The sequence below is a fragment of the Arthrobacter sp. HLT1-20 genome (assembly GCF_054510895.1).
In genome coordinates this window covers 1-25,455 of sequence record NZ_JBTNDR010000016.1, presented here as the reverse complement: position 1 = coordinate 25,455, position 25,455 = coordinate 1, and the positions used below count along the sequence as shown (strand labels likewise).

Here is a 25,455-nt window from a genome sequence, read left to right as displayed (position 1 = left end):
TTACTTGGTGATGCCTTTGTCCTTGAGCCACTGCGCTGCTGCGGCCTTGGGGTCCATCTTTGCAGCACCCTCAACCTGGGTGCGCAGGGCGATCAAATCCGCCGTGGTCAACTGCTTCGAAACAGCGTCCAGGGCAGCCTTTCCGGCGTCGTTGAGTTTGTCCGTCTTGACCACGGGGATAACCTGCTGGGCGCCGATCAAGCCCTTGGGGTCCTCCAGGACCACCAGCTTGTTGGCCGTGATTTCCGGGGAGGTGGTGAAGATGTCCGCAATCTGGACCTCATTGTTTAACAAGGCCTTCAGGTTCAATGCCTCGGAACTGGCGCTGAAGGGCACAAAGCTCTTGGGCACGCAGTCATAAAGTTTGGCCAGGCCGGGCAGGCCGTAAGGGCGGGTGGAAAATTCCGACGGCGCCGCCAGAATAAGGTCTTTGCACACAGGTGTCAGGTCAGCGATGGACTTGAGGTTGTACTTGGCTGCCGTCTCCGGCGTAACAACAATTGCGTCCTTGTCCTCTGCGGACGCGGCCGTCAAAACGCTCAGGCCGGCGGGCAGCTTGGCGGGAAGGGCGGCCAAGATCCCCGGGCCGTCAATGACCGTATTGGCGGCGTCAAGGTAGCCCAACAGGTTGCCGGTGTATTCCGGGACCACGTCGATGGATCCGTCCGCCAGGGCCTTCATATAGACCTCGCGGGCGCCAATGTTCAACTTTGTGGAAGCCTGGACACCCGCAGCATTTAACGCACCGGCGTAGATCTCGGCCAGGATGGCGTTTTCGGGGAAGTTGGCCGAGCCCACCACCACCGGGCCGCCCGATCCGGCCGGGCCGCTACTGGCTGCACCCAAGGGATCGCCGCCGCCGCAGGCTGTTACGGCAAAAGCAATGGAGAGCCCCGCTGCTGCCCCCATGAACGCGCGGCGGCTGGGCAAGGAATTCTTCGTCATGATTTATCTCCTGTAAGAGCGGCTGATGCTTGTGAAAATTGGGGTTCCCGGGCCAGAGGTGGCTGCTGCGGGACTATCGTGGTTTTCTTCAGGCCTGGCGAAATCACCAAACGCTGCACCAACGCCAGCAAGCCGTCCAGGGCAATGGCCAGCGCGGCAATAATCACCGCTCCGCCCAGTACCTGACCGTAATCCTGCACAGCCAAACCGTCAATGATGTAGCGCCCCAGCCCGCCAAGGCTGATGAACGCCACCACCGCCACTGTGGAAATTACCTGCAGCACGGCCGAGCGGAAGCCGCCCAACATCACTGTGAGGCCGTTGGGGACTTCCACCCCGAATAAGACCTGCGGTTCGGTCATGCCCATGCTGCGGGCGGCGTCGACCAGGCCCCTGTCCACGGCGGCAATCCCTGCGTACGTGGCCGTCAGAATGGGTGGCACGGCCAGCAGAACAAGTGCCCAGATGGCTGGCATGAGGGACAGTGATGAGGTGGCGATAAGGGCGAACAAGGTCATGACGCCCAGCGTCGGCAGGGCCCGCAACATGCCTGCCAGGGCAATGACCACGCCGCGTCCCTTGCCGGTGTGCCCCACATAGAGTCCCAGCGGCACGGCGATGGCAAGCGACACCAGGAGCGTCAGGGCTGAGTAGCCCAAATGTTCCACGAGCCGGGTGGGTATACCCAGGGGGCCCTGCCAATTCACTGGATCGCTGAGCCACTCCCAGCCCTGACTGAAGGGGTTGGTGCCCGTGTATTTGGTGGCCGGCAGTGCTGCCGCCATCAGGCTCATGCGGCCACCGCCGGGTTTTGTGCGCCAGCGCCCTGGGTCTCGGCAGCCTGCAGCGGGGCCGATGTGGCTGTTCGCAGCCAGGGTGTGAGCATTCGTTGGAGCAACACCAGCACCACGTCCATCAGCAAGGCCAAGACCAAGGTGCCAACAATCCCCACCACGATCTCGGTGGGGAAATTTCTTTGCAGGCCGTCGGTAAAGAAGAAGCCCAAACTAGGGATCCCCAGCAGGGAACCCACGCTCACGAGCGAAATGTTGCTGACGGAAATGACCCGCAGGCCGGCAAAAAGGACCGGGATGGACAGTGGCAGGTCTACGCCCAGGAACCGTTGCAGCGGTTTGTAGCCCATGGCCGTGGCGGCTTGGCGGACGGTATCGTCCACGGAATTCAAGGCATCCAGTGTTGAGCGGACCAGCAGCGCCACAGCGTAGATGGTCAGCGCCACAATAATGTTGGCAAAGTCCAGGATCTTGGTGCCAAGGATGCTCGGCAAAATCACAAACAAGGCCAGGGACGGGACGGTGTACAGCAGGGAACCCAGTGACAGGATGATGCCACCGGCCAGCTTGTTCAGCCGGGCGAGCTGGGCTAGGGGGATCGCGATCAGGACGCTGAGTGCCAACGGCACCACGGCTTGAATCAGGTGGTAGCCGGTGAGGTTGAGGACCTGCGGCAGATTAGCCAGAAACCACTGCATCAGTACCGGCTTTCCCGTGTGGCCTCAATCGCGGCCAAAACGTCGGCAGCCTTAAACACTCCCATGACCTTGCCCTCGCCGTCCACGGCAACACCCAGGCCGGAGGGGGAGGAGAGGGCCGCGTCCAAGGCGTTGCGCAGGGGGTCGCCGCCCTGGAAAAGTGAGCCACCCGGGACCAGTTCGGGCCGCGCCGCTGCTGTGCGCAAGTCCTGGCGCAGCCAGCCCAACGGCCGGTCGTGGCCGTCCACGGCCAGAACCCAGGGTGAGCCGGCCGCGGCAGTGGCGCCAGCCTCGCCGGTGGTGGTGGCGCCGTCCCACAGGGCAGTGGGGACGCGCTGGATGGGCAGGGAGTCGCCGGGGCTGAAGGACAGGCGGCGGAAGCCGCGGTCGCGGCCCACAAAACCTGCAACAAAATCGTCAACCGGGGCACGCAGGATCTCCTCGGGCGGGGCATACTGGGCCACCCGGCCGCCGCTGGCAAACACGGCCAAGGTGTCGCCGAGGACAGTGGCCTCGTCGATGTCATGCGTGACAAAAATGATGGTTTTGGCGAGCTCACGCTGCAGCCGCAACAGTTCCTGTTGCAGTTCGGCGCGCACCACGGGGTCCACCGCGGAGAACGGTTCGTCCATGAGCAAAACCGGCGGGTCGGCGGCCAGTGCCCGGGCAACACCCACGCGCTGCTGCTGCCCGCCGGAGAGTTGATTGGGGTAACGCGTGGCCATGGAAGCCGGCAACCCAACCGTTTCCAGCAGTTCCAGGGAGCGTTTCCTGGCCTGGGTGCGCGGCACCTTGTTGAGCCGGAGCACTGTGGAAACGTTGTCAAGGACTGTGCGGTGCGGCAACAAGCCGGACTGCTGCATCACATAGCCCATGGAGCGGCGCAGCTCAGGGGCGGGGATGGTGCCCACATCCCGCCCGCCAACGGTGATGACGCCCGAGGTGGGCTCCACCATGCGGTTGATCATGCGCAGCGACGTGGTCTTGCCGCAGCCCGACGGACCCACAAAAACAGTAATCTTGCCGGTTTCAATGCTGAGATTGAGCGCGTCCACGGCAGGCTTCCCGGACTGGTAAATCTTGCTCACATTGGAAAACTCCACCATGGCGTTTCCGCTGCCTTTGATGGTTTCCTCAGCTGTTGCGGCGCTTGTTCTTGGCGTCGCCATGGTCAGATCCTCACTGTTGGTGGTCATGATCTGCTGCCCTTCGATCATAGGCGCACACGTTTGGTACTCGTCAAACGTTCAGTGCACAGGCGTGGCCTCATCCGCGCCGGGACGCGGGAGAGCTGCCGGATGATGGCGCGTTTGGGGACAATACTGCAAAAAGTGTCAAATAAGGCACTAAAATGTTCTCTATTGCCAAAATGATCCGCTAAAGTAGGTAAGGCTTGCATAACAAGGGCAAGTTTTATCTTGGGGTCACCGTTAGGAATCGTTATGGAATTTTCGCGTCGTCAGGGTCTCAAGCTGGGACTGTTTGCATCGGTTGCTGCGTTGAGTGTGGGGTTGGCCGGTTGCTCAACTGGTGCGGTTGGCGGGACGGGTTCGCAAAACACGCAGGCCGCTGCTGACACCTTCCCCGTGACCGTGAAGCACATCTACGGCGAGACCGTCATCAAGGCCGCCCCGCAGCGGGTGGCCACCGTGTCCTGGGTGAACGACGACGTTTCCATCGCCTTGGGCGTTGTTCCCGTGGGCATGCCCAAGAACGAATGGGGTGGCAATGAGAAGTTCTCCACCGCGTGGAAGGACGCTGCGCTTGAAAAGGCCGGTGCAGCCATCGGAACTGCCAAGGCTCCCGTGCAGTACTCGGAAGCAGACGGCATCAACTTCACCGAGATCGCCAAGACCACCCCTGACATTATTCTTGCCGCCTACTCGGGCCTGACCCAGGAAGACTATGACAAACTGAGCAAAATCGCTCCCGTCATCGCCTTCCCGGAAGCCGCCTACGGCACCTCATGGCAGGAATCCACCACCATGATTGGCGCGGCTCTGGGCAAGTCCGCGGCCGCCAAGGATCTCATTGCAGCCACCGAGAAGACCGTCAAGGACCAGGCCGCAAAATACCCGCAGATTGCCGGCAAGACCTTCATCTACGGCAACCTTGAGCCCGCCAAGAGCGACGGCGTCAACGTGTACCTCTCCGGTGACAACCGCCCCAAGTTCCTGAGCAGCATCGGCATGACGCTGGCCCCTGTGGTGGTTGCAGCGGAGAAGGGCACCAAGGAGTTCTACCTGCCCTGGTCTGCCGAGAAGGCGAACGAATTGGACTCGCAGGTATTTGTCAGCTGGGTACCGGACAGCAAGTCCAAGGCAGCCATTGTTGCCGACCCGCTGCTGGGCCAGATCCCGGCAGTCAAGAAGGGTGCCTTCGTGGCAGACTCGGACCAGATGCTCACCCTGGCCATCTCCGCCTCGTCCCCCCTGAGCCTGCCCTGGGCCCTGGACACCTTCCTGCCACAGCTGGCAGAAGCTGCGGACAAGGCCTAAGGATCCACCGGTGAGAAGCACGCCAGTAGTTGCGGGGGGAAGAGCTGCGCTGGCAACGGACTCCGCACCCACCCTCGCAGCAGCTGGGGTGCCCTCGGGCAGCCCCAAACACGGCAGCGCGCCGGCCCAGCAGATCAACACCCGCCGCAGGCTGGTGTGGCTGCTGGCCTTGATTGCTGCCCTGGCGCTGGTCGCCTTACTGTCCCTTGCCGTGGGGGCCCGCAGCATTGCGCCAGCCACGGTGCTGGATGCGCTGATACATTTCGATCCAAACAACGGCGACCACGCAGTAGTTCGTGCCCGCATGGTGCGTACGGCTGCGGGCCTCATTGTGGGGCTGGCCCTGGGCCTGGCCGGAACCTCCATGCAGGGTGTGGCCCGCAATCCGCTGGCCGATCCTGGAATTTTGGGCGTGAATGCGGGGGCAGCCCTGGCCGTGGTGGCCGGAATTTTCTTCTTCGGTGCCGCCAGCATCGCCAGCTACCTGTGGTTTGCCTTCGTGGGCAGTGCCGTGGCCGCCGTGGTGGTCTACGCCGTGGCCAGCCTGGGCCGCAGCGGCGCCACACCCGTCAAGCTGGCCTTGGCAGGTGCCGCCATCTCGGCCGGCATGGGCTCGCTCATGAGCGCCATGCTGGTTTCCAGCCAAGACTCGTTGGAGCTTTTCCGAAGCTGGCAGGTGGGTGCGCTGGCCGGAAAGTCATGGGAATCGATCGTGGCCGTGCTGCCCTTTGTTGCGGCGGGCGCCCTGATTTTGTTGGGCACGGGCAAGCTCCTGAACACCCTGGCGCTGGGTGACGACATGGCCCGTGGCCTGGGCCAGCGCCCCAGCCTGGGCCGCGCCGTCTCCGCCCTAGGCATTGTCTTGTTGTGCGGCTCCGCCACGGCATTGGCCGGGCCCATAGCCTTCATCGGCCTAGTGGTGCCGCACCTGTTGCGCGGACTCGTGGGGCCCGACTACCGCTGGCTGCTGCCACTGTCATTGCTTGCCGCCCCGGCGATCCTGCTGCTGGCGGACGTGGTTGGCCGCGTCATTTTGCTCCCCGGTGAAGTCCCCGCCGGAATCCTGGCCGCCATGCTGGGGGCTCCCGTGTTCATCGCCGTGGTGCGGCGCGGAAAGCAGGCGGAACTGTGAGCGTCCTTCAACAAGCAACCACGGCTGCCTGGGTGCGTCAGCAGCGCAAAGCCCCACGCCGCCGCAAGACACTCCTTACTGCTGGTTTGGCGCTGCTTGTCTTCGCACTGCTGGCCGTCAACATTCTGCTGGGCAGCTACACGGTCACCATCCCCGATTTCTTTGCCATGCTGGGCGGAAAAACCATACCCGGCGCCAGCTTCATCGTCATGGAAAACAAGTTCCCGCAGGCCGTGCTGGGGCTGCTGGCCGGCGCCTCCTTTGGTATGGCCGGGGCCATTTTCCAGTCCATGCTGCGCAATCCGCTGGCCAGCCCTGACATCATCGGCATCAGTTACGGCGCTAGTGCCACGGCCGTGGCCGCCGTGGTCATCTTTGGGGTGCGCGGCGCAGGCGTCTCGGTGGCAGCCATCATCGGGGCACTGGCCGTTGCCCTGCTCATCACGGTCCTGGCTCGCGGGCGTGGCGGAACCGGGCTCATTCTCATTGGCATTGGTGCGGCGGCGTTCATGCAGGCTGCCGTCACGTTCCTGCTGTCCCGGGCCGACATCAACAACGCCCAGGAAATCATGGTGTGGCTGACAGGGTCGCTGAACTCGGCCAACTGGGAACGTGTCACCATCCTGGCCGTGGCTCTGCTGCTTGTGCTGCCGTTTGTGGCCGCCGGCTCACGTGAGCTGCACGGCATGGCTCTCGGCGATGACACGGCGTCGGGTCTTGGCTTCAACGTCCCGCGCGCCCGCCTGCTGCTCACCATTGTGGGGGTGCTCCTGGCCGCCTTCCCCACGGCCGCGGCCGGCCCGATCGCCTTCGTGGCGTTCCTGGCCGGCCCCATTGCCAACCGTCTCAACAGGGGAGCGGCCAGCTTGCCCCTGTCCGCGCTGGTGGGTGCGGCAATAGTCCTGGCCGCCAATTTTGTGGGCGTCAACGCCGTCCCGGGTGTATCCCTGCCCGTGGGAGTGGTCACAGGGGCCTTGGGTGCGCCCTTCCTGCTGTGGCTGCTCATCTCAACCAACCGTGCCAACCAAGGAGGCTGAGATGAGCCATCATTTCGCAAAAGAAGCCGCATCCCTGTCCGCCAGCGCCCTCTCGCTGGGCTACGGTGACCGCTCCATCGTGGAAAACCTTTCCGTTCAGTTGCCCGCCGGCAAGGTGAGCATCATTGTGGGGGCCAACGCCTGCGGGAAGTCCACCCTGCTGCGGGGTCTGGCCAGGCTGCTCAAGCCAGGTGCCGGCGTCGTCCATCTGAACGGGACGGACATTCACAAGGTCCGCTCCCGGGAATTGGCCCGCGAGCTGGGCATCCTGCCGCAAACGCCCACGGCGCCGGACGGCATCAGCGTGGCGGATCTTGTGGGGCGCGGCCGCAGCCCACACCAGGGCTGGTTCAGGCAGTGGACCCCGGCCGACGACGACGCCGTGGCGGCCGCGCTGAACGTGACGGGCACTGCCGAACTCGCCGACCGGAACGTTGACGAACTGTCCGGCGGACAGCGCCAGCGGGTCTGGATCGCCATGGCTCTTGCGCAGGAGACCGACGTGCTGCTGCTGGATGAGCCCACCACCTACCTGGATTTGGCTCACCAGGTGGAGGTTCTTGATGTTGTCTCCGAACTCAACGCCCGGCGCGGCATCACCGTGGCAATTGTGCTGCACGACCTGAACCTGGCGGCCCGGTACGCGGACCACCTGATTGCCATGAAGGATGGCGCCATTGTGGCGCAGGGGGTGCCGGGGGAGGTACTCACCGCGGCCCTGGTGCAGGACGTTTTTGGGCTGGAATCCGTGGTGGTCCCGGACCCTGTGGTGGGCACCCCCATGGTGGTTCCCATTGGGCGGCGGGCCGCGCTGCTGGCTGATGCCGCGGCCAGCAAGTTATCAACCATCAGTGCGACGGAAGGTGTGCGCGCATGAGTTCGGCAATCCTGGAAAAAGAAACCATCGAGGCGGATCCCATCAAGCCCATGCGGGCTTTTGGGCTCCGGGTCAGCGCTGTGCAGCGGCTGAGCGAGCATTTCCGCCGCATCACCTTCGTGGGGGAGGACCTTGCCCTGTTTGGCTCCAACGCCGACGGCGCCACCTTGGACCTGCGCGTGAAGGTCATGATCCCCTCGCCCGGCCATGCGCTGCCGGAGCTGAGCAACATTCTCGGCTCCCTGCAAGATGACTGGTACCAAAATTGGCTCGCAGTGGACGAATCACGCCGCGGAGTGATGCGCACCTACACGGTCCGCGCCCTGCGTCCGGCGGTTCCCGCGATGGGTTCCTTGGCCGGCGCCCCGGCGGAGCTTGACATTGACTTTGTGCTGCACCTGCACGGCGGATCGGGCCCGGCAGCGGCATGGGCCGCCGCCGCGGAACCAGGGGATCCCTTGCTGGTGGTGGGCCCGTGCGCCCGCTGGGGAGACTGCCTGGGCATTGAATTCGCGCCCGGACCGGCAGAGCGCCTGCTGCTGGTGGGGGACGAGACGGCTGTTCCGGCCATTGCGGCCATCCTGGAAACACTGCCCGCCCATGTGAGCGGACATGCGGTTCTGGAAGTGCCCGCGGCCGGAGACTTCCTGGACATCCACACCCCCTCAGGGGTGGAAGTCACGTGGCTGGCCCGGGGTGCAAACCCGCATGGCGAGGCGTTGTCCAGGGCGGTCCGTGCACTGGTTGCCCCGGCCGCGTGCGATCTGGGCGAGGAGCCGGAGGACGTTGACGTTGACGCCGCCATCCTGTGGGAAACCCCCGCCGCGGCCACCGGGCACGGCCTCTATGCGTGGATCGCCGGGGAGGCCGCCACTATCCGGGAACTACGCCGCTACCTGGTGCGTGACGTGGGCATGGACAGGAATGCCGTGGCGTTCATGGGTTACTGGCGCAAGGGCCAGGCGCTTTCCTAGAAATAGTGGCTGCAGCTGCTGACAGGGACCGAGAATCGGGGCATAATTTCACACAGCCCGACCGGGCGCCCACCTCCACGGTTTCATCAAGGAGCAGGATCATGACCACGCGACTCAACCCCTATTTGAACTTCCAGAACACCGCCAAGGAAGCCATGGAGTTCTACCAAACGGTCTTCGGCGGCACACTGGCACTGAGTACCTTTGGCGACTACCAGGCCACCGAAGACCCGGCCGAGACAGACAAGATCATGCACGGCATGCTGACCGGGGACAATGACGTGGTGCTCATGGGTGCCGATGTTCCCTCGTACCTGGAGTTCAGCCCCAATTCAAGTGTCTCCCTTTCCGGTGACGAGGAAGCTGTGCTGCGCGGCTGGTGGGACAAGCTTGCCGACGGGGCCACCATAGCCGAGCCGCTCACCCAGGCGCCCTGGGGTGACACCTTTGGCATGTTGACCGACAAGTTCGGAGTGCCGTGGCTAGTGAACATTGAGGGTGCCACGCAGCCTTAGATGATTGATCCCGACGCTCTCGCAGCAATGGCTGGATTTTTGCGAACGCTATCGCACTTGCGCACCGGCCAGTGCGATAGCGTCCCTGAAAAACTGACCAATGGTGCGATAGCGTTTCAGTCGCGGAGCTGGGTCAGGATGCGTGCCAGCTCGGCACGGTCCGTCGCGCTGAGCTTGGCAAAGTACTCCGTGGACTTGTCGCGGCGTTCGGCCTGAATGTCGGCAAAAAGCTCTTGCCCGGCATCTGTTGCCACGATGAGCGTGGCCCGTCTGTCCGTGGGGTCCGGGTCGCGGCGGACCAGGCCCTTGGCTTCGAGCTGGTCCACCACCTCGGTGGCCGAGCGCGGTGCGATGCGCAGGCGTTCGGCCAAGTCCTTGAGGCGGATGTTTCCGGAAGTAGAGCCAGACTTACCGGCCGCGGCCCCGCCGGCAACAGCGGCCCCGCCGGGCATGTCGGGACGGTGGCGCAGCAGCGTCAGCAGGGCCCGCCACTGGTGCGGCGTCAGCTCCCAGGGCGCCAACTGTTCGGCCCAGGTGCGCCGCAGCCCGCGAAATGCGCCGTGGAAGAGTTCGCCAAGGTCCGGTGCGTCATGGGGTGCCATAGTCACCATCATACTAATATTGACTGCCAACCACATAGTGAGGTAACCTCGGTATTAGTTGGTGCGAGTCCCGCACCCCGCACACCATCTGGAGGTGGCGCTCATGACGGAGAGAACTCCCGAACAAAAATCAAAGCCCGGCCGTGGCGGATCCGGCCCCACAGACTTCACTGGCGCCGCAGATTTTGGCGGCTCGGCAGCCTTTAAAGAAAGGGGCCCGGCCCGCGTCAATCCTGCCGACAAGGCGCAGATCCAGCGCCACCCCGTCAGCCTGAAGCGTGTGGCTGCCCTGTTTTCCCCACACAAGGGGAGAATCGCCGTCGTCGTGCTTCTCATTAGCGCATCGTCCATCGTCAGCCTGGCCCAGCCCTTCCTAGTCCGCGGCATCATTGACACGGCACTGCCCGCCAAGGATGTGCCGCTGCTGGCGTGGCTGGCCGGCGCCATGATTGCCATTGCCGCGGCCACCGCCTTCATTGGTGTGGTGCAAACCTGGATGACAACGGCCATGGGGCAACGGATCATGCACACCCTGCGCACTCGCCTCTTTGCGCATCTGCAAAAGCAATCACTGGCGTTCTTCACCCGGACCCGCAGCGGTGAGGTGCAATCGCGGCTCAACAATGACATCGCCGGCATGCAGTCGGTCATCACCTCCACGGCAACCGGCGTCGCCTCCAACGTGACCACGGCTGTGGCTACGGCGGCCGCCATGATTGTCCTGTCCCCGAAGCTCTCGCTGCTGTCCTTGATAGTCATCCCCCCAGCGGTGTGGTTCTCCCGCCGGGTGGCACTGCTGCGGCGCGACATCACCACCACCTTGCAGACCGAGCTCGCCACCATGAACACCTACGTGGAGGAGGGGCTGAGCATCTCCGGCGTCCGCCTGGCCAAAACGCTCGGCACCACCGATCGCGACGCCATCCGCTACTCCGGCAGCTCCGAGCGGCTGATCGGCCTGGAATTGCGCTCGCAGCTGGCCGGGCGCTGGCGCATGGCCACCATGGGCATCATCTTCTCCGCCATCCCAGCGTTGATTTACTTTGCCGGCGGACTGCCGGGGAACACCATGAGCATCGGCACCATCGTGGCGTTCACGGCGTTGCAGGCCACCATTTTCCGCCCCATCATGGGCCTACTGAACCTTGGCGTGCAATGGGTGAGCGCCATGGCCCTGTTCAGCCGCATCTTTGAATACCTGGACCTGGTGCCGGAAATTGCCGCACCCGCGTCCCCCATGGCCATGGATCCCGCCCGGGTACGTGGCGAGGTCCGCTTTGAGAACGTGCATTTCGCGTACGACGGCGGCCCGGATGTTCTGCGCGGAATCGATCTTTTGCTGCCGGCTGGCACCGCAACGGCGGTGGTGGGACCCACGGGTTCGGGCAAGTCAACGCTGGGTGCGCTGCTGCCGCGGCTGCATGACGTCACAGCGGGCCGGGTCACCATCGACGGGGTTGATGTGCGCCATATTTCCCCGGAAACGCTGGCGCGCATTGTGGGCGTGGTGTCTCAGGAAACGTACCTGGTGCACGCCTCCATCCGTGAGAATTTACAGCTTGCCGCCCCCACAGCCGATGACGCCACACTGTGGCAGGCGCTGGCTTCGGCGCAGATTGCCGACTTGGTGGCCGGTCTTCCCGAAGGCATGGACACTCTGGTGGGAGCCCGCGGCTACCGTTTCTCCGGCGGCGAGCAGCAGCGCCTGGCCATCGCCCGGACCATTTTGCGCAACCCCCGGGTGCTGATCCTCGATGAAGCCACCTCAGCCCTGGACAACACCACCGAGGCCGCCGTCCAAGTGGCGCTGGACCACCTGGCCGTGGGCCGAACCACACTGACCATTGCGCACAGGCTCTCCACGGTCGAAGATGCCGATCAGCTGGCAGTGCTCTCGGGTGGCTCGCTCGTGGAGGTGGGTACGCCGTCGAGCCTGCGCGAGGCAGGCGGCGCCTACACTGCGCTGCGGGCCGCAGGAGAAGCGGAACGGACCGGCGGGGAGCTGGAGACGGTCTCCTAGGGTCTGCGCGGGTCCCGCCTGCCGCTTCGCTTTCTGTGACGCCGTCCCTCAGGCCGTCCGGCGCGAGACCAGCACTGTTCCCAAGGCCAGGATGGCGGCCACGCCAAATGCCATGACATAGCCCGCCTCGCCAAACAGCAGAAGGGCCGCGAACACGGCACCCACCACGCCCAGCGTGGCAGCCGTCAACAGGGTTTCACTCAGCTGCAGGGCCGAGGCGTTGTTGCCCTGCTCGCTGTCGGGGGACTGCTCCAACACCAGCACCGACTGCGTGGGGTACGCCAGGCCAATGCCGAAGCCAGCCGCTGACCACCCCAGCCAGGCAATCCATACGGGCCAGCCAGGCAGCAGGACAAGCGCGGAGATCAACATGCCCAGCAGCATGAACGCGGCGCCGCCGCGCAGGGCCTGCTTGGGCGCCAGCCTGCCGCTCCCCGACAGCCAGGCGCCGACGGCCCAGGTAACTCCTCCCACTGTCAGTGACAGCCCGGCGAGCCATGCTGGCAGCTGCCGCTGGTCGATCATGTACAGCGGCAGGTAGACATCCACGATGGTGAATGCCGTGCCCATGAGCCCGCGCATCAATACCAGCGACGGCAGTCCGCGTACGGCCCGCCAAGTTCCCTTCGGCAGCAGCCGGTTCACGGCGAATCCCAACAGCAGCACGGAAACCCCCATCTCCGCCGGCCACCACGGCTGGGCGCGGGCGCTGGCATCACCGAGCATGAGGACGGCAATGGATGCGGCCAATGCCCAGGCCGGCTTCTGCCACAATGTCCGCGCAGTACCGGTTTCCTTCCCGCCTGCTTCGGCGGGAACCGGGGCGTTCATCCCTGTCCCGCGCGTCCCTCGAATCACCAGCACGGCGGCCAGGGCGGCCAGCACCGGCACTGTGCCAAAGACCCAGCGCCAGCCAAAGTGGTCGGTCACCACGCCGCTGAGCGCCGGGCCCACAATCGAGGGCAGCAGCCAGGCCGCGGCGAGGGCGCCAAACATCCGCGGGCGCAGGTACGCCGGGAATACCCGTGCGATGCAGACGTAAAGTGCAACACTGTCCAAGCCGGAACCGAAACCGGTCAGCGCGCGTGCGGCCACGAGCAGTTCCATGGTGGGTGCAAAGGCGGAGAGCAGCATGCCCACCACGTAGATGCTGACGCCGGCCAGCAGGGGCTTTTGCGGTCCGGCGCGGTCAATCCACAGGGCCGCAAGTGTCATGGAGACCACGGAAGTTGCCATGGTGATGCCGAACGCCAGGCCATAGAGCGGCAGCCCGTCCAGGTCGCGCGCGGCCTGTGGCATGGCCGTGGTGACGGCGGCGAAGGAGTAGGCCACCATGAAGGCCAGGCCGAAGAATCCCAGCGTTGCGCCGCGGTACCTGCTGCTCCAGATGGTGTCGGGGGAGCTCAACGGGGGAGCGGGTGGGTCGAAGTCATAGGATTAGCGTAATCAAGCTGCGCGCTGGCCGTTGCCCACGGGCGTTGCGGCGCACTGCGCAGGACGGCGGCGGCAAGGAGCAAGCGTGGAATTCACGGCACGGTACGTGGCATTGGGTGACTCATTTACGGAAGGCCTCGGCGACACCGATCCGGCACTGCCTAATCTGGTCCGCGGCTGGGCCGACCGGGCCGCCGAGCAGCTGGCACTGGCCCACCCGGCGGAACACTACGGATATGCCAACCTTGCCATTCGTGGAAAAAAGATGCACCAGATTCTCGCCGAACAAATTGATGCCGCCGTGGCACTGAACCCCACCCTCGTCACCATTTACTCAGGGGTCAATGACATTCTGCGCCCCAAGGTGGACATTGACGCCATGATCGCCAACTACTCAGAGGGAATTGCCAAGTTGGCCGCCACCGGGGCCAGGGTCCTGATCTTCACCGGCTACGACGCCAGTTCCTCTAAAGTGTTTGCCAGCATTCGGGGACGCACAGCCATCTACAACGAGTTGGTGCGTGAAGTGGCAGACAATCACGGGGCGGAACTTGTTGACTACTGGCGGTTCCGTGAATACAACGATTGGCGGCTGTGGGGAGTCGACAGAATGCACATGTCCACCCCGGGCCATATCAACATGGCCAACCGGGTGCTGGCCCAATTGGGTGAAAAAGTCAGCATCCCCCTGCCCGAACTGCCGCCCATCCCGATCAAGACCACAGCCGAGATGCTGCGGGACAATGCCGCCTGGACCAAGGAATACGTGGGCCCCTGGGTCAGCCGCCGCCTGCGCGGCGTGTCCTCGGGGGACAGCCTCAGCGCCCGCTGGCCCACACTGCGCTCGCCGCTGGTCGAAGGCTAAATCCGGTGTCCGACGTCGGGCATGGGCCCGGCACGGAAATCATGTCCGTGCCGGCTTCCGTGTTCTGGGGCGGGTATGGTATGCCAATTAGCCTTAATCGCCGCCAAGAACTAGACTGGGTAGGCGCTAGGTAGCGCGGAGCGTGTGCAATTGCTCCGGTTTGCGGTGATTATCCTCCCGTTGGCCGGTAGTTAGGGGCTCAAGTTGCGTGCATTCGGGTATTCGCCGGACGGGCTCTTTCTCTTACATCATGTAAATGACGGTTGGGGATCGTGCTGTCCAAGGGCGGACGCTGCCTACTCGCACGGTTTACACCAGTGAACCGTTCCCATTCATTATTTAGGAGTGATCATGGCAGCACATTGCCAGGTGACCGGAGCCGAGCCGGGCTTTGGACATAGCATTTCGCACTCGCACCGTCGCAACAAGCGTCGGTTCGATCCGAATATCCAGAAGAAGCGCTACTGGGTACCGTCCTTGCGCCGCAACGTTACGTTGCAGCTTTCCGTCAAGGGCATCAAGACCATCGACGTTCGCGGTATTGACTCCGTCGTCGCCGACATTCTCGCTCGTGGGGTGAAGCTCTAGTGGCAAAAGACAAGGACGTACGTCCGATCATCAAGCTGAAGAGCACCGCGGGTACCGGTTTCACGTACGTAACCCGCAAGAACCGTCGTAACACTCCGGACCGTTTGGTTCTGAAGAAGTACGATCCCAAGATCCGTCAGCACGTCGAATTCCGAGAGGAGCGCTAAGACTATGGCTAAGAAGTCCATGATCGCGAAGAACGAGCAGCGCAAGGTCATCGTGGAGCGTTACGCCGAAAAGCGTCTCGCCCTGAAGAAGGCCCTCGTTAACCCGGCCTCCACTCCGGAAGAGAAAGAAGCAGCCCGTTTGGGTCTGCAGAAGCTCCCCCGCAACGCCTCACCGGTACGCGTTCGTAACCGCGACGCCATCGATGGCCGTCCGCGTGGAACGCTCCAGAAGTTCGGCATCTCCCGTGTACGCTTCCGCAAGATGGCGCACGCTGGCGAACTGCCCGGTATCAAGAAGTCCAGCTGGTAGCATCCAGTGGTAAATAGGGCGGCGACCTCACGGTCGCCGCCCTTTTTGCTGCCCGGCGGTAAGGGACGTTTGCCGCCGTCGTACCCTCAAATTCGTCAGCGGCACCTGACGCGTGGCCCCGCCGGCGAGGGCGCGTTACGCCCGGCACAGGGCAAAAGGTGTTGGCTGAGAGCGAAAAAACCCTAGAATCCGGGGAATTTGACTGACAAATCGCTGGAAAATGGCGAAATTTACCGGAATCCCGCGGAATAACTGGTAAGTTCGCTAGCAGTGGTTGACACGCAACCGCGTGGAATTGGATTTACTTGATCGTCCAGGAGGACAAACATGGCTAAGAATCGTAGCGAATTGGTTGCTGAAGTTGCCGCAAAGGCTGAGACCAGCCAGACTGCAGTAAACGGCGTTCTGGATGCACTCTTCTCGGTATTCGAGAGCTCAGTTGCTGCCGGCGAAAAGATCACCATCCCGGGCTGGCTCTCCATCGAGCGCACCGACCGTGCAGCTCGCACCGGCCGCAACCCGCAGACCGGCGAGACCATTCAGATCGCAGCAGGCCACAGCGTGAAGCTCTCCGCTGGTTCCAAGCTGAAGGCAGCTGTCAAGAACTAGTTTCTGCCACGCACCACGTGAAGGCGGCCAGCATTAGCTGGCCGCCTTCACGCATTTAACGTTCCGGGGGCCGATGTGGGCAAACGCCTGCGGCCCACCAGCTGCGAATGTCTGCAACGGCCGCCCCGGTCCACAACGGCCCCCGAAACCTCAGCCAACACTTTCCTGTGAGCTCCCTGATTCGCCCTAAGTTCACTAGGTGGCGGACAATGGAAGCGTGTCACCCGTAGATTCTTCCCCAGTCACCGCAGCCCGCCCCGTACCCCCGCTCAACGAGGGTACTTTTGCCAACGGCGTCCGCAGCCGCTGGTGGTGGTTGGGACTGGCCGCTGCCGTGGTCGGCGTCGTTGGGTCCTTGCTGTGGACGGGAGCCACGGCAGTGCAGCAGCTGGCCGATCCCGGCGCGTTCACCCGATGGGGCCTGCCGCTGATCACCACCATCCACAACTTGGCGCTATCGACCGTCATTGGTGCCCTGGTGTTCGCCGTGGTGATCCTGCCCAAGGACCGCACGCCGCATAAGCCGCGCACTGGCCAGCAAAAGGAAGATGCCGCCAAGCGCGCCCAGGCCCCCGAGCACCCGGCATTCACTCGGGCCATGAAGCTGGCCATGGTGGCCGGTGGGATCTGGACCGTATCCGCAATAGCCGTCTTGGTGCTGACGTACTCCAGCATTTCCGGCCTCCCGCTGGCCGGCACCGAGGAATACAGCAACATGCTGGTGTTCTTCATGACAGAGCTTCCCGTGGGCCAGGCCTGGCTCATGATCACCATCCTTGCCGCCGTTGTCACCACACTTGTCATTGGCCTGCGCAACATCAGCGCCCTGGCCGTCCCGTTGGTTCTGTCGTTGCTCGCCTTTGTCCCGCAGGCCCTGATTGGCCACTCGGCCTCCAGCGCCGACCACAAGGGAGCCGTGAACTCGCTGTTCCTGCATATCACCGGCGCCTCGCTCTGGGTGGGCGGCATCATTGTCCTGGTGGTGGTTTCGGGTGTGCTGGGCAAGATCACCGCCCAAACCCTGCAGCGTTTCTCGGCCCTGGCCATTTTCGCCTTCGTAGCCGTGGCCGGCTCGGGCGTCATCAACGCCTCCATCCGCATCACCAGCTGGCACGACCTCTTCTATTCCTCCTACGGGCAACTGCTGCTCGCAAAATCCGCCGGCACCATTGTGCTGGGTGTGATTGGCTACATGCACCGCTCATGGATCATCCCGCGGCTGCAGGGCGGTGCGAAAAGTGCGACGGCGGCAGGCACCCGCCGCTTGCTGTGGCAGTTGATCTTTGGCGAACTGTTGATCATGGGCGCCGTCAGCGGCATTGCTGTTGGCTTGAGCCGCTCCGCCCCGCCGCAGTCGCGTGAGTTGGCTCAGGAAGCTCTCACCCCGGCCCAGATCCTCACCGGCTACCCCCTGCCGCCGGAACTAGAGTTTTCCCGCTGGTTCACCGAATGGCGGCTGGACTGGCTATGGATTGCGTTCGCCGTTCTAGCCGGTGCCGCCTACCTGTCAGGCATAGTGAAGTTGCGCCGTCGAGGCGACAAATGGTCTGTGCTGCGCAGCATCTCCTGGTTTGTGGGACTGTTGGCGCTGGTCTACATCACCTCCGGCGGCCCGGCCGTGTACGGCGCGGTGCTCTTCAGCGCCCATATGGTGGAGCACATGGCCTTGATGGTCATTGCCCCGCTCTTCCTCGCCCTGGGCTCCCCCGTCTCCTTGGCACTGCAGGCTTTGACGCCGCGCCGGGACGGTTCCCGCGGCATCCGTGAGTGGATCCTGGTGCTGGTGCATTCCAGGTTCTCCAAGGTGGTCACGCACCCGCTGTTTGCCGCGGCGAACTTCTCCGGCAGCCTGGTCTTGTTCTACTACTCTCCTGCGTTCAATCTGGCCATGCGCTACCACGTGGGCCACGAGTTGATGATTGTGCACTTCACGCTCACGGGCTACATCTTTGTCCAAAGCATGATTGGTGCGGACCCGCTGCCCACCCGCGCCCCGTACCCGTTTAGATTGCTGTTGTTGCTGGCCACCATGGCCTTCCACGCATTCTTCGGGGTGTCGTTGATGATGGCCACCTCGCTCCTCTCCGGGGAGTACTTCGGCAACATGGGCCGGCCTTGGGGAGATGACGCCCTCACCGACCAACAAACAGCCGGCGGAATCGCCTGGGGCGTGGGCGAAGTACCTACTTTGGCCATCGCCATGGGCGTGGCCTATATGTGGTCGCGCTCGGATGCGCGGGAGACCAAGCGCAAGGACAGGGCAGCCGACAGGAATAAGGATGCCGAGCTGGGCGCTTACAATGACATGTTTGCACAATTGGCGGCACGTGATGACGCCATGGCGCAGCCGAGCCAGGGGCCGCGCCGGCCTCACCTTGTGCACAAGGACAGCTCCACCAACAGCACCACCCCAGTGTCAACGAGTGAGCCGGAGACCCCGGCCGGTACGCAAGGAGAAACGCCCTAGTGGATTCCGCAACGAAAACCAGCACAGTCCGGGTACGGGCATCTGAACTCGAAGGCCGCGGCTGGTTGAACACCGGCGGCGCCGAGCTGAACCTGGAAAAGCTGCGCGGCAAGATCGTCATCCTTGATTTCTGGACGTTCTGCTGCATCAACTGCCTGCACGTGCTGGACGAGCTGCGCCCCTTGGAGGAGCAGTACAAGGACGTGCTGGTCACGGTGGGCGTGCACTCCCCGAAGTTTGAGCATGAAGCAGACCCCGTTGCACTCGCCGCGGCAGTGGAGCGCTACGACATCCACCACCCGGTGCTGGATGATCCCGAGCTGATCACCTGGCAGGCATACTCCGCCCGTGCCTGGCCCACACTGGTTGTGGTGGATCCCGAGGGCTACATTGTGGCGCACCTGTCCGGTGAAGGTCATGCGGCAGGTCTGGAGTCACTGATCCCGGAACTTATCGCCGAGCATGAGGGCAAGGGTACGCTGCACCGCGGCGACGGCCCCTACGTTGCTCCCGAGCCCGTTTCCCGCGATCTGCGTTTCCCCGGGAAAGTCCTGCCCTTGACCGGCGGCACCTTCCTGGTCTCAGACACCGGCCATCATCGTCTGGTGGAGATGGCCTCCGATCTGACCACAGTGCTGCGCACCATCGGCTCCGGCGCCAAGGGCTTCTTGGATGGAACGGCCATCGAGGCTCAGTTCAACGAACCCCAGGGCCTTGCGCTGCTCCCGGACGAGCTGGCAGCGGCGCTCGGGTACGACGTCGTCGTGGCTGACTCGGTCAACCACCGTTTGCGCGGCATCACCCTAGCCACCGGCGAGGTACGCACGGTTGCCGGCAGTGGCGTGCAGCGGCTCCTGGAAGCAGGTCCGGCCCGGGTGGACAACGACGGCGCCAGCACCTCCGCGGCGCATCTTGGCAACGTGCCACTCGAGGTGGCGCTGTCCTCTCCGTGGGACGTGAGCTACTCCTCCGCACTGAAAACCATTGTTGTTGCCATGGCTGGCACCCATCAGATTTTCGGCTTTGACCCGTCCACGGGGGCCGTCAGCATCGTGGCCGGCAACGGTTTGGAAGGTTTGCTGGATGGTCCGGCGGAGCAGGCCTGGTTCGCCCAGTCCTCCGGCATTACAGAAGATGCCCAGGGCAATATTTGGATAGCCGACTCCGAAACCTCTGCCCTGCGCGTGCTGACGTTCGCCGACGATGGCTCCGTGACGGTGGAGACAGCCATCGGCGAGGGCCTCTTTGACTTTGGCTTCCGCGACGGCGACGCCAGCCAGGCCCGCCTGCAACATCCGCTCGGCGTGGCAGTGCTGCCCGACGGTTCGGTGGCCATTGCTGACACCTACAACGGAGCCGTACGCCGCTACGACCCCGCCACGAAGCAGGTCAGCACCCTCGCTCGCGGCCTAGCCGAGCCCAGCGATGTGATGCTCGATGAGAGCGGCGACGTGCCGCTGCTCATTGTGGTTGAGGCCAACAAGCACCAGCTCATCCGCCTGCCGTTGCCCAAGAACGCACTCCAGGTCGATGAAGGGGCTGCCCAGACGCAACGCCCCAAGACGCCCGTGGCGCCGGGTGAATTGGCGCTGACCATCCGTTTCTCAGCGCCCACGGGGCAGAAGCTGGATGATCGATGGGGGGATCCCACCCAGTTGAAGGTCTCCTCCACACCGCCGGAACTGCTGATCAGCGGTGCAGGTACCTCCGTGGGTCTGGCCAGGACGCTGGTGCTTTCAGCCGATGTGCCCGAGGGAATCCTGCACTTTACGGCCCGCGCCGCCGCCTGCGACGGTCCCGAGGACGCCAATGGCGAGATCCCGGACCACGCAGCCTGCCACCTGTACCAGCAGGACTGGGGCATTCCCGTGCTGATGAGCGACGACGGCGCCTCCGAGCTGGCCCTGGACCTGCGCGGGCTCTAGGACCAGCGCCCTAGGGTGCAGCGCCCTGGGGTGCAAAAAACCTTGACAACAGGTTGCATCAGTCCTAACTTTAGATTATCAACTAATTGGTTGATAAAGATAAGGGTTGATTATGCAAGAGTTTGATGAGCGGGACGATGCCCTGGACAGGGCATTTCTCGCTTTGGCGGATCCGGTGCGGCGGCGAATCATTGCCCGGCTGTCCCGGAGCTCGGCCACCGTCAACGAACTGGCGGAACCATTCCAGATGACGAAGCAGGCCGTGTCCAGACACATTCAGGTGTTGGAACACGCAGGCCTCATCACCCGAAGCCGGGACGGGCAGCGACGCCCCTGCCATTTGGCGCCCGGGGCCCTGGAAGAACTCACTGCATGGATTGACTCATACCGGCTCGTGGCCGAGGCACGGTTTCGCCGCCTCGACTCCCTGCTGGAGAACATGTCCAACAACGTGCAGAAAGAAGAACCATCATGACCACACACCATGAACTGGTTGTTACGGCCGCCCCGGATGTCCCCTTTGTGACCATGGAGCGGGAAATCGATGCCACGGTTGCGCAGGTGTACCGCGCCTTCACGGAACCTGCCCTCCTGGTGCAGTGGATGGGGCCGCGCGGGATGGCAATGAATGTCACTGAACACGAGATGAGGGTTGGTGGACGCTGGGCCTTCACACACGCGGATGGGCAAGGAAACGTGTACGGCTTCCGTGGCGTGTTTCATCAGGTGGTGCCCAACGAGCAGATTGTGCAGACCTTCGAATTTGACGGCTACCCAGGCCACGTCAGCCTGGAACGGGTCAGCCTGGAGGATTTGGGTGGCCGCACCCTGATCCGCACACACTCCGTTTTCCAATCTCAGGAGGATCGGGACGGCATGGTGGCGTCAGGGATGGAAGGCGGAGTTCGTGAAGGCTATGAACGCATGGAGGAACTGCTGACGGTTCGCCCCGCCGCTGCCACGTCGCTTAGTCGCCCAGCTGCGGGGTGACCGTCACTGTGGTCCCGGAAATGGAGAGCCTGGCTGCGAAAGAAAAGTCATCGGCAATCTTGACCGGGGCCACCAGACCGGTAAACAAGTCCTGTTCGGCGTATTCCACCTGGGCCTTCACGCTCAGGGGCGCCATGATCCATTGGCCGCCGTAGGGCGAAATGGTGATGGCCGGGTACTGCAGGATTGACCATTTCACCTCCGACACCACTCGGTTGTTGGTGGCTGCCGTCATGGGGCATCCTGTCGGCATGAGAACTGCTTGTTTGGCGCAAGCGTCCAAGTATTTTCGGATGGTGCCATCCACCTGGGCCAGCAGATCGGTGGTGGGGCCGGTGGATAGCCCGACGGCGGGAATCGCCTGCCCGGGGCCGCTCACCTGCCGCGTCACTGGCGCGGCGGCAAAGAGCGGCGACCTGTACTCCAGTTCGTAGCTGCCGGGATAAAACACCGCAAAGGAGTTGTTGCCGTCGGGCATGTTGGCCGCAGCGCCGTTGATGCTTGCCTGGTTGGCATTGACCACCGACACGTCGATGATGGGCAGGGTGCCCGGGAGCATGGTCCAGCTGTCAAAGAAAAGCCAGTGTTTGGGCCCCTGGGTCAAGGTAAAGTCCGTCTTGAACGGTGAGTTGCCCATGGTGTAGTTCACGGTGACAATTTTTGAGTTATCGGGGCCGGGCGCGGGCTCGCCAATGCTTACGTTTTTCAGGCTGGCCTGGGATTTCGCCAGCGCTTCGCCATCGAGCGCCGCAGCGTCGGCGCGGGGGACCTTGGCCTGCAGCAGCCCCAGGGCCTTGGCGCCGTCGCCGTCCCTGAGCGCTTCCAAGTAGTTGGCGACAGTCTTTTCCGGTCCGAACTCGCGGCTGTTGACGATCGAAATGGTCACTATCGACGCGGCGATGGCAAGCATCAGCAGCAGCAGCCATGCTGCCGCAATCTTGATGAGCCTCGTCCCGTCCTTCACGCGGTCAACTGTACCGGCAACGGGTGCGCGGACCTGAATCGGGTGATGTTGGATGGGCCCACAACTCCGAGGGCCCCGCCCCGAGCCTGCGAGGTTCGCGTGATGTTGGATGGGCCCACAACTCCGAGGGCCCCGCCCCGAGCCTGCGAGGTTCGCGTGATGTTGGATGGGCCCACAACTCCGAGGGCCCCGCCCCGAGCCTGCGAGGGTCGGGAGGAGTTGGGGATCAGCGGCGCTTGCGCGGTGCTGTGCCGAAGATGTCGCGCATGAGGTTTCGGCCCAGGGAGGAGCCCATGGAGCGGACCATGCTTTTGAGTCCGCCGCCGAGGGCCCCGCCCAAGGCGCCGATCACATCGGAGGCCATTGTGCCGCCGTCGTCCGTGGGAGCCGGAAGCGCAACAGGGGGAGGAGGCGGCAGGGGCGTCCCCACCGCGGGACCGGTGGCGGGCGGCGCCGGAGCTGTGGCGGGGGCCTGCAACTTCTCGAAGGCGGAGACCGGATCAACCGCTGTCCCATAGGTGGGCAGCAGGGCCGAGGCCGCAATGACGGCGGTGACAGTTTCCGCGGAGCTGGCGCCCATGAGGGAACCGGGCGCCCGCAAACGCGTCAATGCCACGGGCGTGGGCGCACCATTTTCATTCATGACAGTCACCACGGCTTCACCGATGCCCGCGTTCGTCAGGACTTCCTCAAGGTCGTAGCTGTTGATGGGGAAGGTGGAAACCGTGGCCTTGAGGGCCTTGGCGTCCTCCGGGGTGAACGCGCGCAGGGCGTGCTGGACGCGGTTGGCCAACTGAGCCAGGACATCGGCCGGAACATCCTTGGGCGTCTGGGTGACGAAGAAGATGCCTACGCCCTTGGAACGGATCAGGCGCACCGTCTGGGTGATCGCGTTCAGGAACGCCTTGCTGGCGCCGTTGAACAGCAGGTGCGCCTCGTCAAAGAAGAACACCAGCTTGGGCTTGTCCAGATCGCCCACCTCCGGCAGATCGCGGAACAGGTCAGCCAGCATCCACATGAGGAAGGTGGAGAACAGCAGCGGCTTGTCCTGGATGCTGGGCAGTTCCAGGCAGGTGATAACGCCGCGGCCGTCGGGGGCGGTGCGCAACAGCTCGGCGGTGTCGAACTCCGGCATGCCGAAAAATTCACCCATGCCCTGGGCGTCCAGGGTGATCAGGTTACGCAGAATGACCCCGGCCGTGGCCTTGGATAGCCCGCCCAACTCTTTGAGATCGGCCTTGCCCTCATCGGAGCTCAGGAATTGGATGACGGCCCGCAGGTCCTTCAGGTCGTACAGCTCCAAACCCGTGGTGTCTGCATAGTGGAACACCAATTGCAGGCTGGATTCCTGAGTTTCGTTCAAATCCAGCACGCGGGCCAGCAGGATGGGGCCAAAGGAGGTGATGGTTGCGCGCACGGGAACACCGTTGCCGTTGCCGCCCAGGGCCAGGAACTCCACCGGGAACGCCTTGGATTCCCATTGCTGGCCCAGGGCCTGGGTGCGGGCAGTGAGCTTTTCGCTGCCGACGGCGGCAGTCGCCAGGCCGGTGAGGTCGCCCTTGATGTCGGCCATGAACACGGGCACTCCGGCGCTGGAGAGTTGCTCGGCGATCATGTGCAAGGTGACCGTTTTGCCGGTTCCGGTGGCTCCGGCCACCAGGCCGTGCCTGTTCATCATGGCCAGCGGCAAGCTGACCTGCGCCTCGGGGTGGATCTCGCCGTCCACCATGGCGGCACCGAGTGCAATGGAGGAACCGGTAAATGTGTAGCCGGCCTGAAGCTGGGCAATCAACTCTGCTGGGGTCTTGGTAGCCATAGCGAAAGCGTACCGTGGCTCACATTCCATGGGCAGTAAATGGGCCTAAAACAGCTGGTGGCGTCAACTGGCCCCGCGGATCAGCCGCCTGAGCCAGCGCAGCACATCAGCCCAGCAGGAACGCCACGGCGAACATGGCCGGAATGGCCAAAACTGTTGTGACCAGCACGGTGTCCTTGGCGACGGTGACGCCCACCTGGTAGCGCTGCGCCGTGACGTACACGTTTTGGGCCGCCGGAAGGGCCGCGGCCACTACCACTGCGAACAGTGCCGCACCGCTCATGCCCAAGACAAAATGCCCCAGCAGGAAAGCCATACAGGGGTGGATGACAAGCTTGAAGCCCGTGGCCAGCAAGATGTCCGCCCTCCGCCCATCGCTTGCCGCCAGGGGTTTGCTGGCGCCCAGCGACATGCCGAAGGCAATCAAGATGGCCGGGATGGCTGCGCCCCCAATGAGGTGTATGGGTTCGGCCACAAGATTGGGCAGGCGCCAGCCCGTGGCGGCCAGAACAAGGCCCACAACTGTGCCCACGATCATGGGATTGCGAAAAATCTGCAACACCACCCGTGCCGGAGTGGCGCGGCGTCCGCTGGTGAGGCTGTCCAGCAACAACAAATACAAGGGAGTGTAGAAGGCCAGCTGAAAAACCAAGACCGGCGCAATCAACGCCGCGTCACCCAGAACATAGGCTGCGATGGGGATGCCAAGATTGGCGGCATTGGCAGTGGAGGAGGACATGGCCGCGAGCAGCGATTCGGCCAGCGACCGTTTCAACAGGAATTTGACGATGACCATGAACAGCCCGCCGGTGATCACCGCGCTGAGCGCCGCCACCAGGAGGGGCTGCGAAAATACTGTTGCCAGCTCGGCCCGGCCCAGCGTTTCAACCAGCAGGGCGGGGCTCGCCACAAAGAATGACAGGCGGCTCAGGACCAGCTGGGCGTTCTCGCCCAGAATCTTTTGCCGGCCCACAAACCAGCCCACCAGGATCACCAGCCAGACAACCGAGAATCCCTCGATGACGGCTAGCACGGCGGTCCTGGGCTGAGACTGGTTACTGTTGGCACCTCACAAGCCTATGCAGGCGCCGCAATTTGTTGGCAACGACCGGCGGAAATCCCGTCATATCGTCACAACTGCGCTTTAACGGCTTGTGGGGGGGTCAGGAAACCCCCCCCAAAAACTAAAAAACCCAAAAAAGAAAAGGAGGGCTCTATTTTTTTGGCC

At 63.6% G+C, this 25,455-nt stretch carries 25 protein-coding genes; 16 read left to right on the top strand and 9 right to left on the bottom strand.

Features of this window, described 5'->3' with window-relative positions; all coding sequences use genetic code 11:
- The 4 genes from ACX80Q_RS10415 to ACX80Q_RS10400 are packed head-to-tail and all read right to left on the bottom strand — an operon-like array spanning position 1 to position 3,543.
- Entirely contained in the window at positions 1–945 is a 945-nt protein-coding gene (locus tag ACX80Q_RS10415) for an ABC transporter substrate-binding protein (RefSeq protein WP_459330459.1), read from the bottom strand.
- Positions 942–1,739 carry an ABC transporter permease gene (locus ACX80Q_RS10410; RefSeq protein ID WP_459330458.1) on the bottom strand — a complete coding sequence of 266 codons (798 nt, stop codon included), beginning with the start codon at positions 1,737–1,739 and terminating at the stop codon, positions 942–944. The genes ACX80Q_RS10415 and ACX80Q_RS10410 overlap by 4 nt, the downstream gene beginning before the upstream one ends.
- On the bottom strand, positions 1,736–2,437 hold the full coding sequence (locus ACX80Q_RS10405) for an ABC transporter permease (RefSeq protein WP_459330457.1): 702 nt from the start codon (positions 2,435–2,437) through the stop codon (positions 1,736–1,738). The genes ACX80Q_RS10410 and ACX80Q_RS10405 overlap by 4 nt, the downstream gene beginning before the upstream one ends.
- The gene (locus tag ACX80Q_RS10400) at positions 2,437–3,543 is read right to left on the bottom strand and encodes an ABC transporter ATP-binding protein (protein WP_459330507.1); all 1,107 of its coding nucleotides are present in this window, start codon (positions 3,541–3,543) and stop codon (positions 2,437–2,439) included. Before ACX80Q_RS10400 ends, ACX80Q_RS10405 begins: the two co-directional genes overlap by 1 nt.
- Positions 3,544–3,879: 336 nt before the next feature.
- Here ACX80Q_RS10400 and ACX80Q_RS10395 point away from each other — a divergent pair, with 336 nt between their 5' ends.
- The 6 genes from ACX80Q_RS10395 (at position 3,880) to ACX80Q_RS10370 (ending at position 9,470) form a co-directional block, all read left to right on the top strand.
- Positions 3,880–4,935 carry an ABC transporter substrate-binding protein gene (locus tag ACX80Q_RS10395; protein ID WP_459330456.1) on the top strand — a complete coding sequence of 352 codons (1,056 nt, stop codon included), beginning with the start codon at positions 3,880–3,882 and terminating at the stop codon, positions 4,933–4,935.
- A gap of 88 nt (positions 4,936–5,023) precedes the next feature.
- Positions 5,024–6,067 (top strand): FecCD family ABC transporter permease, encoded by a 1,044-nt coding sequence (locus tag ACX80Q_RS10390; protein WP_459330506.1) that lies wholly within the window; start codon positions 5,024–5,026, stop codon positions 6,065–6,067.
- A complete protein-coding gene (locus ACX80Q_RS10385) occupies positions 6,064–7,104 on the top strand; it encodes a FecCD family ABC transporter permease (RefSeq protein WP_459330455.1) in 1,041 nt (346 codons plus the stop codon). The genes ACX80Q_RS10390 and ACX80Q_RS10385 overlap by 4 nt, the downstream gene beginning before the upstream one ends.
- A gap of 1 nt (position 7,105) precedes the next feature.
- Positions 7,106–7,981: an ABC transporter ATP-binding protein gene (locus ACX80Q_RS10380; RefSeq protein WP_459330454.1), complete on the top strand. Its 876-nt coding sequence runs from the start codon at positions 7,106–7,108 to the stop codon at positions 7,979–7,981.
- Positions 7,978–8,955, top strand: coding sequence for a siderophore-interacting protein (locus ACX80Q_RS10375; protein WP_459330453.1), 978 nt, complete (start codon positions 7,978–7,980; stop codon positions 8,953–8,955). Before ACX80Q_RS10380 ends, ACX80Q_RS10375 begins: the two co-directional genes overlap by 4 nt.
- A 101-nt stretch (positions 8,956–9,056) precedes the next feature.
- Positions 9,057–9,470, top strand: a complete 414-nt coding sequence (locus tag ACX80Q_RS10370; protein WP_459330452.1) for a VOC family protein — start codon at positions 9,057–9,059, stop codon at positions 9,468–9,470.
- Between the two features lie 116 nt (positions 9,471–9,586).
- On the opposite strand, the gene ACX80Q_RS10365 is transcribed toward ACX80Q_RS10370, so the two are convergent.
- The gene (locus ACX80Q_RS10365; RefSeq protein WP_459330451.1) at positions 9,587–10,072 is read right to left on the bottom strand and encodes a MarR family winged helix-turn-helix transcriptional regulator; all 486 of its coding nucleotides are present in this window, start codon (positions 10,070–10,072) and stop codon (positions 9,587–9,589) included.
- 103 nt (positions 10,073–10,175) lie between these two features.
- On the opposite strand from ACX80Q_RS10365, the gene ACX80Q_RS10360 reads away from it, so the two are divergent.
- Entirely contained in the window at positions 10,176–12,092 is a 1,917-nt protein-coding gene (locus tag ACX80Q_RS10360; protein ID WP_459330450.1) for an ABC transporter ATP-binding protein, read from the top strand.
- Positions 12,093–12,140: 48 nt separating this feature from the next.
- Here ACX80Q_RS10360 and ACX80Q_RS10355 read toward each other — a convergent pair whose 3' ends face one another.
- The gene (locus tag ACX80Q_RS10355) at positions 12,141–13,499 is read right to left on the bottom strand and encodes an MFS transporter (protein WP_459330449.1); all 1,359 of its coding nucleotides are present in this window, start codon (positions 13,497–13,499) and stop codon (positions 12,141–12,143) included.
- A 112-nt stretch (positions 13,500–13,611) separates the two neighbouring features.
- On the opposite strand from ACX80Q_RS10355, the gene ACX80Q_RS10350 reads away from it, so the two are divergent.
- The 9 genes from ACX80Q_RS10350 to ACX80Q_RS10310 all read left to right on the top strand — a co-directional run bounded on the left by ACX80Q_RS10350 (position 13,612) and on the right by ACX80Q_RS10310 (position 21,447).
- Positions 13,612–14,391: an SGNH/GDSL hydrolase family protein gene (locus ACX80Q_RS10350; RefSeq protein WP_459330448.1), complete on the top strand. Its 780-nt coding sequence runs from the start codon at positions 13,612–13,614 to the stop codon at positions 14,389–14,391.
- Positions 14,392–14,742: 351 nt separating this feature from the next.
- The gene (gene rpmB / locus ACX80Q_RS10345) at positions 14,743–14,979 is read left to right on the top strand and encodes a 50S ribosomal protein L28 (protein ID WP_044574618.1); all 237 of its coding nucleotides are present in this window, start codon (positions 14,743–14,745) and stop codon (positions 14,977–14,979) included.
- Positions 14,979–15,146, top strand: coding sequence for a 50S ribosomal protein L33 (gene rpmG, locus ACX80Q_RS10340; RefSeq protein ID WP_044574616.1), 168 nt, complete (start codon positions 14,979–14,981; stop codon positions 15,144–15,146). Before rpmB ends, rpmG begins: the two co-directional genes overlap by 1 nt.
- A gap of 4 nt (positions 15,147–15,150) precedes the next feature.
- Entirely contained in the window at positions 15,151–15,456 is a 306-nt protein-coding gene (gene rpsN, locus ACX80Q_RS10335) for a 30S ribosomal protein S14 (protein WP_062007872.1), read from the top strand.
- Positions 15,457–15,783: 327 nt separating this feature from the next.
- A complete protein-coding gene (locus tag ACX80Q_RS10330; protein WP_062007871.1) occupies positions 15,784–16,065 on the top strand; it encodes an HU family DNA-binding protein in 282 nt (93 codons plus the stop codon).
- A gap of 217 nt (positions 16,066–16,282) precedes the next feature.
- Positions 16,283–18,532: a cytochrome c oxidase assembly protein gene (locus tag ACX80Q_RS10325; protein WP_459330447.1), complete on the top strand. Its 2,250-nt coding sequence runs from the start codon at positions 16,283–16,285 to the stop codon at positions 18,530–18,532.
- Positions 18,532–20,457, top strand: coding sequence for an NHL domain-containing thioredoxin family protein (locus ACX80Q_RS10320; protein WP_459330446.1), 1,926 nt, complete (start codon positions 18,532–18,534; stop codon positions 20,455–20,457). Before ACX80Q_RS10325 ends, ACX80Q_RS10320 begins: the two co-directional genes overlap by 1 nt.
- A 112-nt stretch (positions 20,458–20,569) precedes the next feature.
- Positions 20,570–20,932, top strand: a complete 363-nt coding sequence (locus ACX80Q_RS10315; protein ID WP_459330445.1) for an ArsR/SmtB family transcription factor — start codon at positions 20,570–20,572, stop codon at positions 20,930–20,932.
- Positions 20,929–21,447: an SRPBCC family protein gene (locus ACX80Q_RS10310; RefSeq protein WP_459330444.1), complete on the top strand. Its 519-nt coding sequence runs from the start codon at positions 20,929–20,931 to the stop codon at positions 21,445–21,447. The genes ACX80Q_RS10315 and ACX80Q_RS10310 overlap by 4 nt, the downstream gene beginning before the upstream one ends.
- Here ACX80Q_RS10310 and ACX80Q_RS10305 read toward each other — a convergent pair.
- From ACX80Q_RS10305 to ACX80Q_RS10295, 3 genes are all read right to left on the bottom strand, one after another.
- A complete protein-coding gene (locus ACX80Q_RS10305; RefSeq protein WP_459330443.1) occupies positions 21,425–22,411 on the bottom strand; it encodes a hypothetical protein in 987 nt (328 codons plus the stop codon). The genes ACX80Q_RS10310 and ACX80Q_RS10305 overlap by 23 nt on opposite strands.
- Positions 22,412–22,637: 226 nt before the next feature.
- Positions 22,638–24,227 carry a helicase HerA-like domain-containing protein gene (locus tag ACX80Q_RS10300; RefSeq protein ID WP_459330442.1) on the bottom strand — a complete coding sequence of 530 codons (1,590 nt, stop codon included), beginning with the start codon at positions 24,225–24,227 and terminating at the stop codon, positions 22,638–22,640.
- Positions 24,228–24,333: 106 nt separating this feature from the next.
- Entirely contained in the window at positions 24,334–25,260 is a 927-nt protein-coding gene (locus tag ACX80Q_RS10295; RefSeq protein ID WP_459330441.1) for an AEC family transporter, read from the bottom strand.
- Positions 25,261–25,455: the final 195 nt, after the last annotated feature.

Coding starts and splice junctions, on each gene's coding strand:
- ACX80Q_RS10415 (WP_459330459.1), bottom strand. CDS start 945: ATGACGAAGAATTCCTTGCCCAGCCGCCGCGCGTTCATGGGGGCAGCA.
- ACX80Q_RS10410 (WP_459330458.1), bottom strand. CDS start 1,739: ATGAGCCTGATGGCGGCAGCACTGCCGGCCACCAAATACACGGGCACC.
- ACX80Q_RS10405 (WP_459330457.1), bottom strand. CDS start 2,437: ATGCAGTGGTTTCTGGCTAATCTGCCGCAGGTCCTCAACCTCACCGGC.
- ACX80Q_RS10400 (WP_459330507.1), bottom strand. CDS start 3,543: ATGGTGGAGTTTTCCAATGTGAGCAAGATTTACCAGTCCGGGAAGCCT.
- ACX80Q_RS10395 (WP_459330456.1), top strand. CDS start 3,880: ATGGAATTTTCGCGTCGTCAGGGTCTCAAGCTGGGACTGTTTGCATCG.
- ACX80Q_RS10380 (WP_459330454.1), top strand. CDS start 7,106: ATGAGCCATCATTTCGCAAAAGAAGCCGCATCCCTGTCCGCCAGCGCC.
- ACX80Q_RS10375 (WP_459330453.1), top strand. CDS start 7,978: ATGAGTTCGGCAATCCTGGAAAAAGAAACCATCGAGGCGGATCCCATC.
- ACX80Q_RS10370 (WP_459330452.1), top strand. CDS start 9,057: ATGACCACGCGACTCAACCCCTATTTGAACTTCCAGAACACCGCCAAG.
- ACX80Q_RS10365 (WP_459330451.1), bottom strand. CDS start 10,072: ATGGCACCCCATGACGCACCGGACCTTGGCGAACTCTTCCACGGCGCA.
- ACX80Q_RS10360 (WP_459330450.1), top strand. CDS start 10,176: ATGACGGAGAGAACTCCCGAACAAAAATCAAAGCCCGGCCGTGGCGGA.
- rpmB (WP_044574618.1), top strand. CDS start 14,743: ATGGCAGCACATTGCCAGGTGACCGGAGCCGAGCCGGGCTTTGGACAT.
- rpsN (WP_062007872.1), top strand. CDS start 15,151: ATGGCTAAGAAGTCCATGATCGCGAAGAACGAGCAGCGCAAGGTCATC.
- ACX80Q_RS10330 (WP_062007871.1), top strand. CDS start 15,784: ATGGCTAAGAATCGTAGCGAATTGGTTGCTGAAGTTGCCGCAAAGGCT.
- ACX80Q_RS10315 (WP_459330445.1), top strand. CDS start 20,570: ATGCAAGAGTTTGATGAGCGGGACGATGCCCTGGACAGGGCATTTCTC.
- ACX80Q_RS10310 (WP_459330444.1), top strand. CDS start 20,929: ATGACCACACACCATGAACTGGTTGTTACGGCCGCCCCGGATGTCCCC.
- ACX80Q_RS10300 (WP_459330442.1), bottom strand. CDS start 24,227: ATGGCTACCAAGACCCCAGCAGAGTTGATTGCCCAGCTTCAGGCCGGC.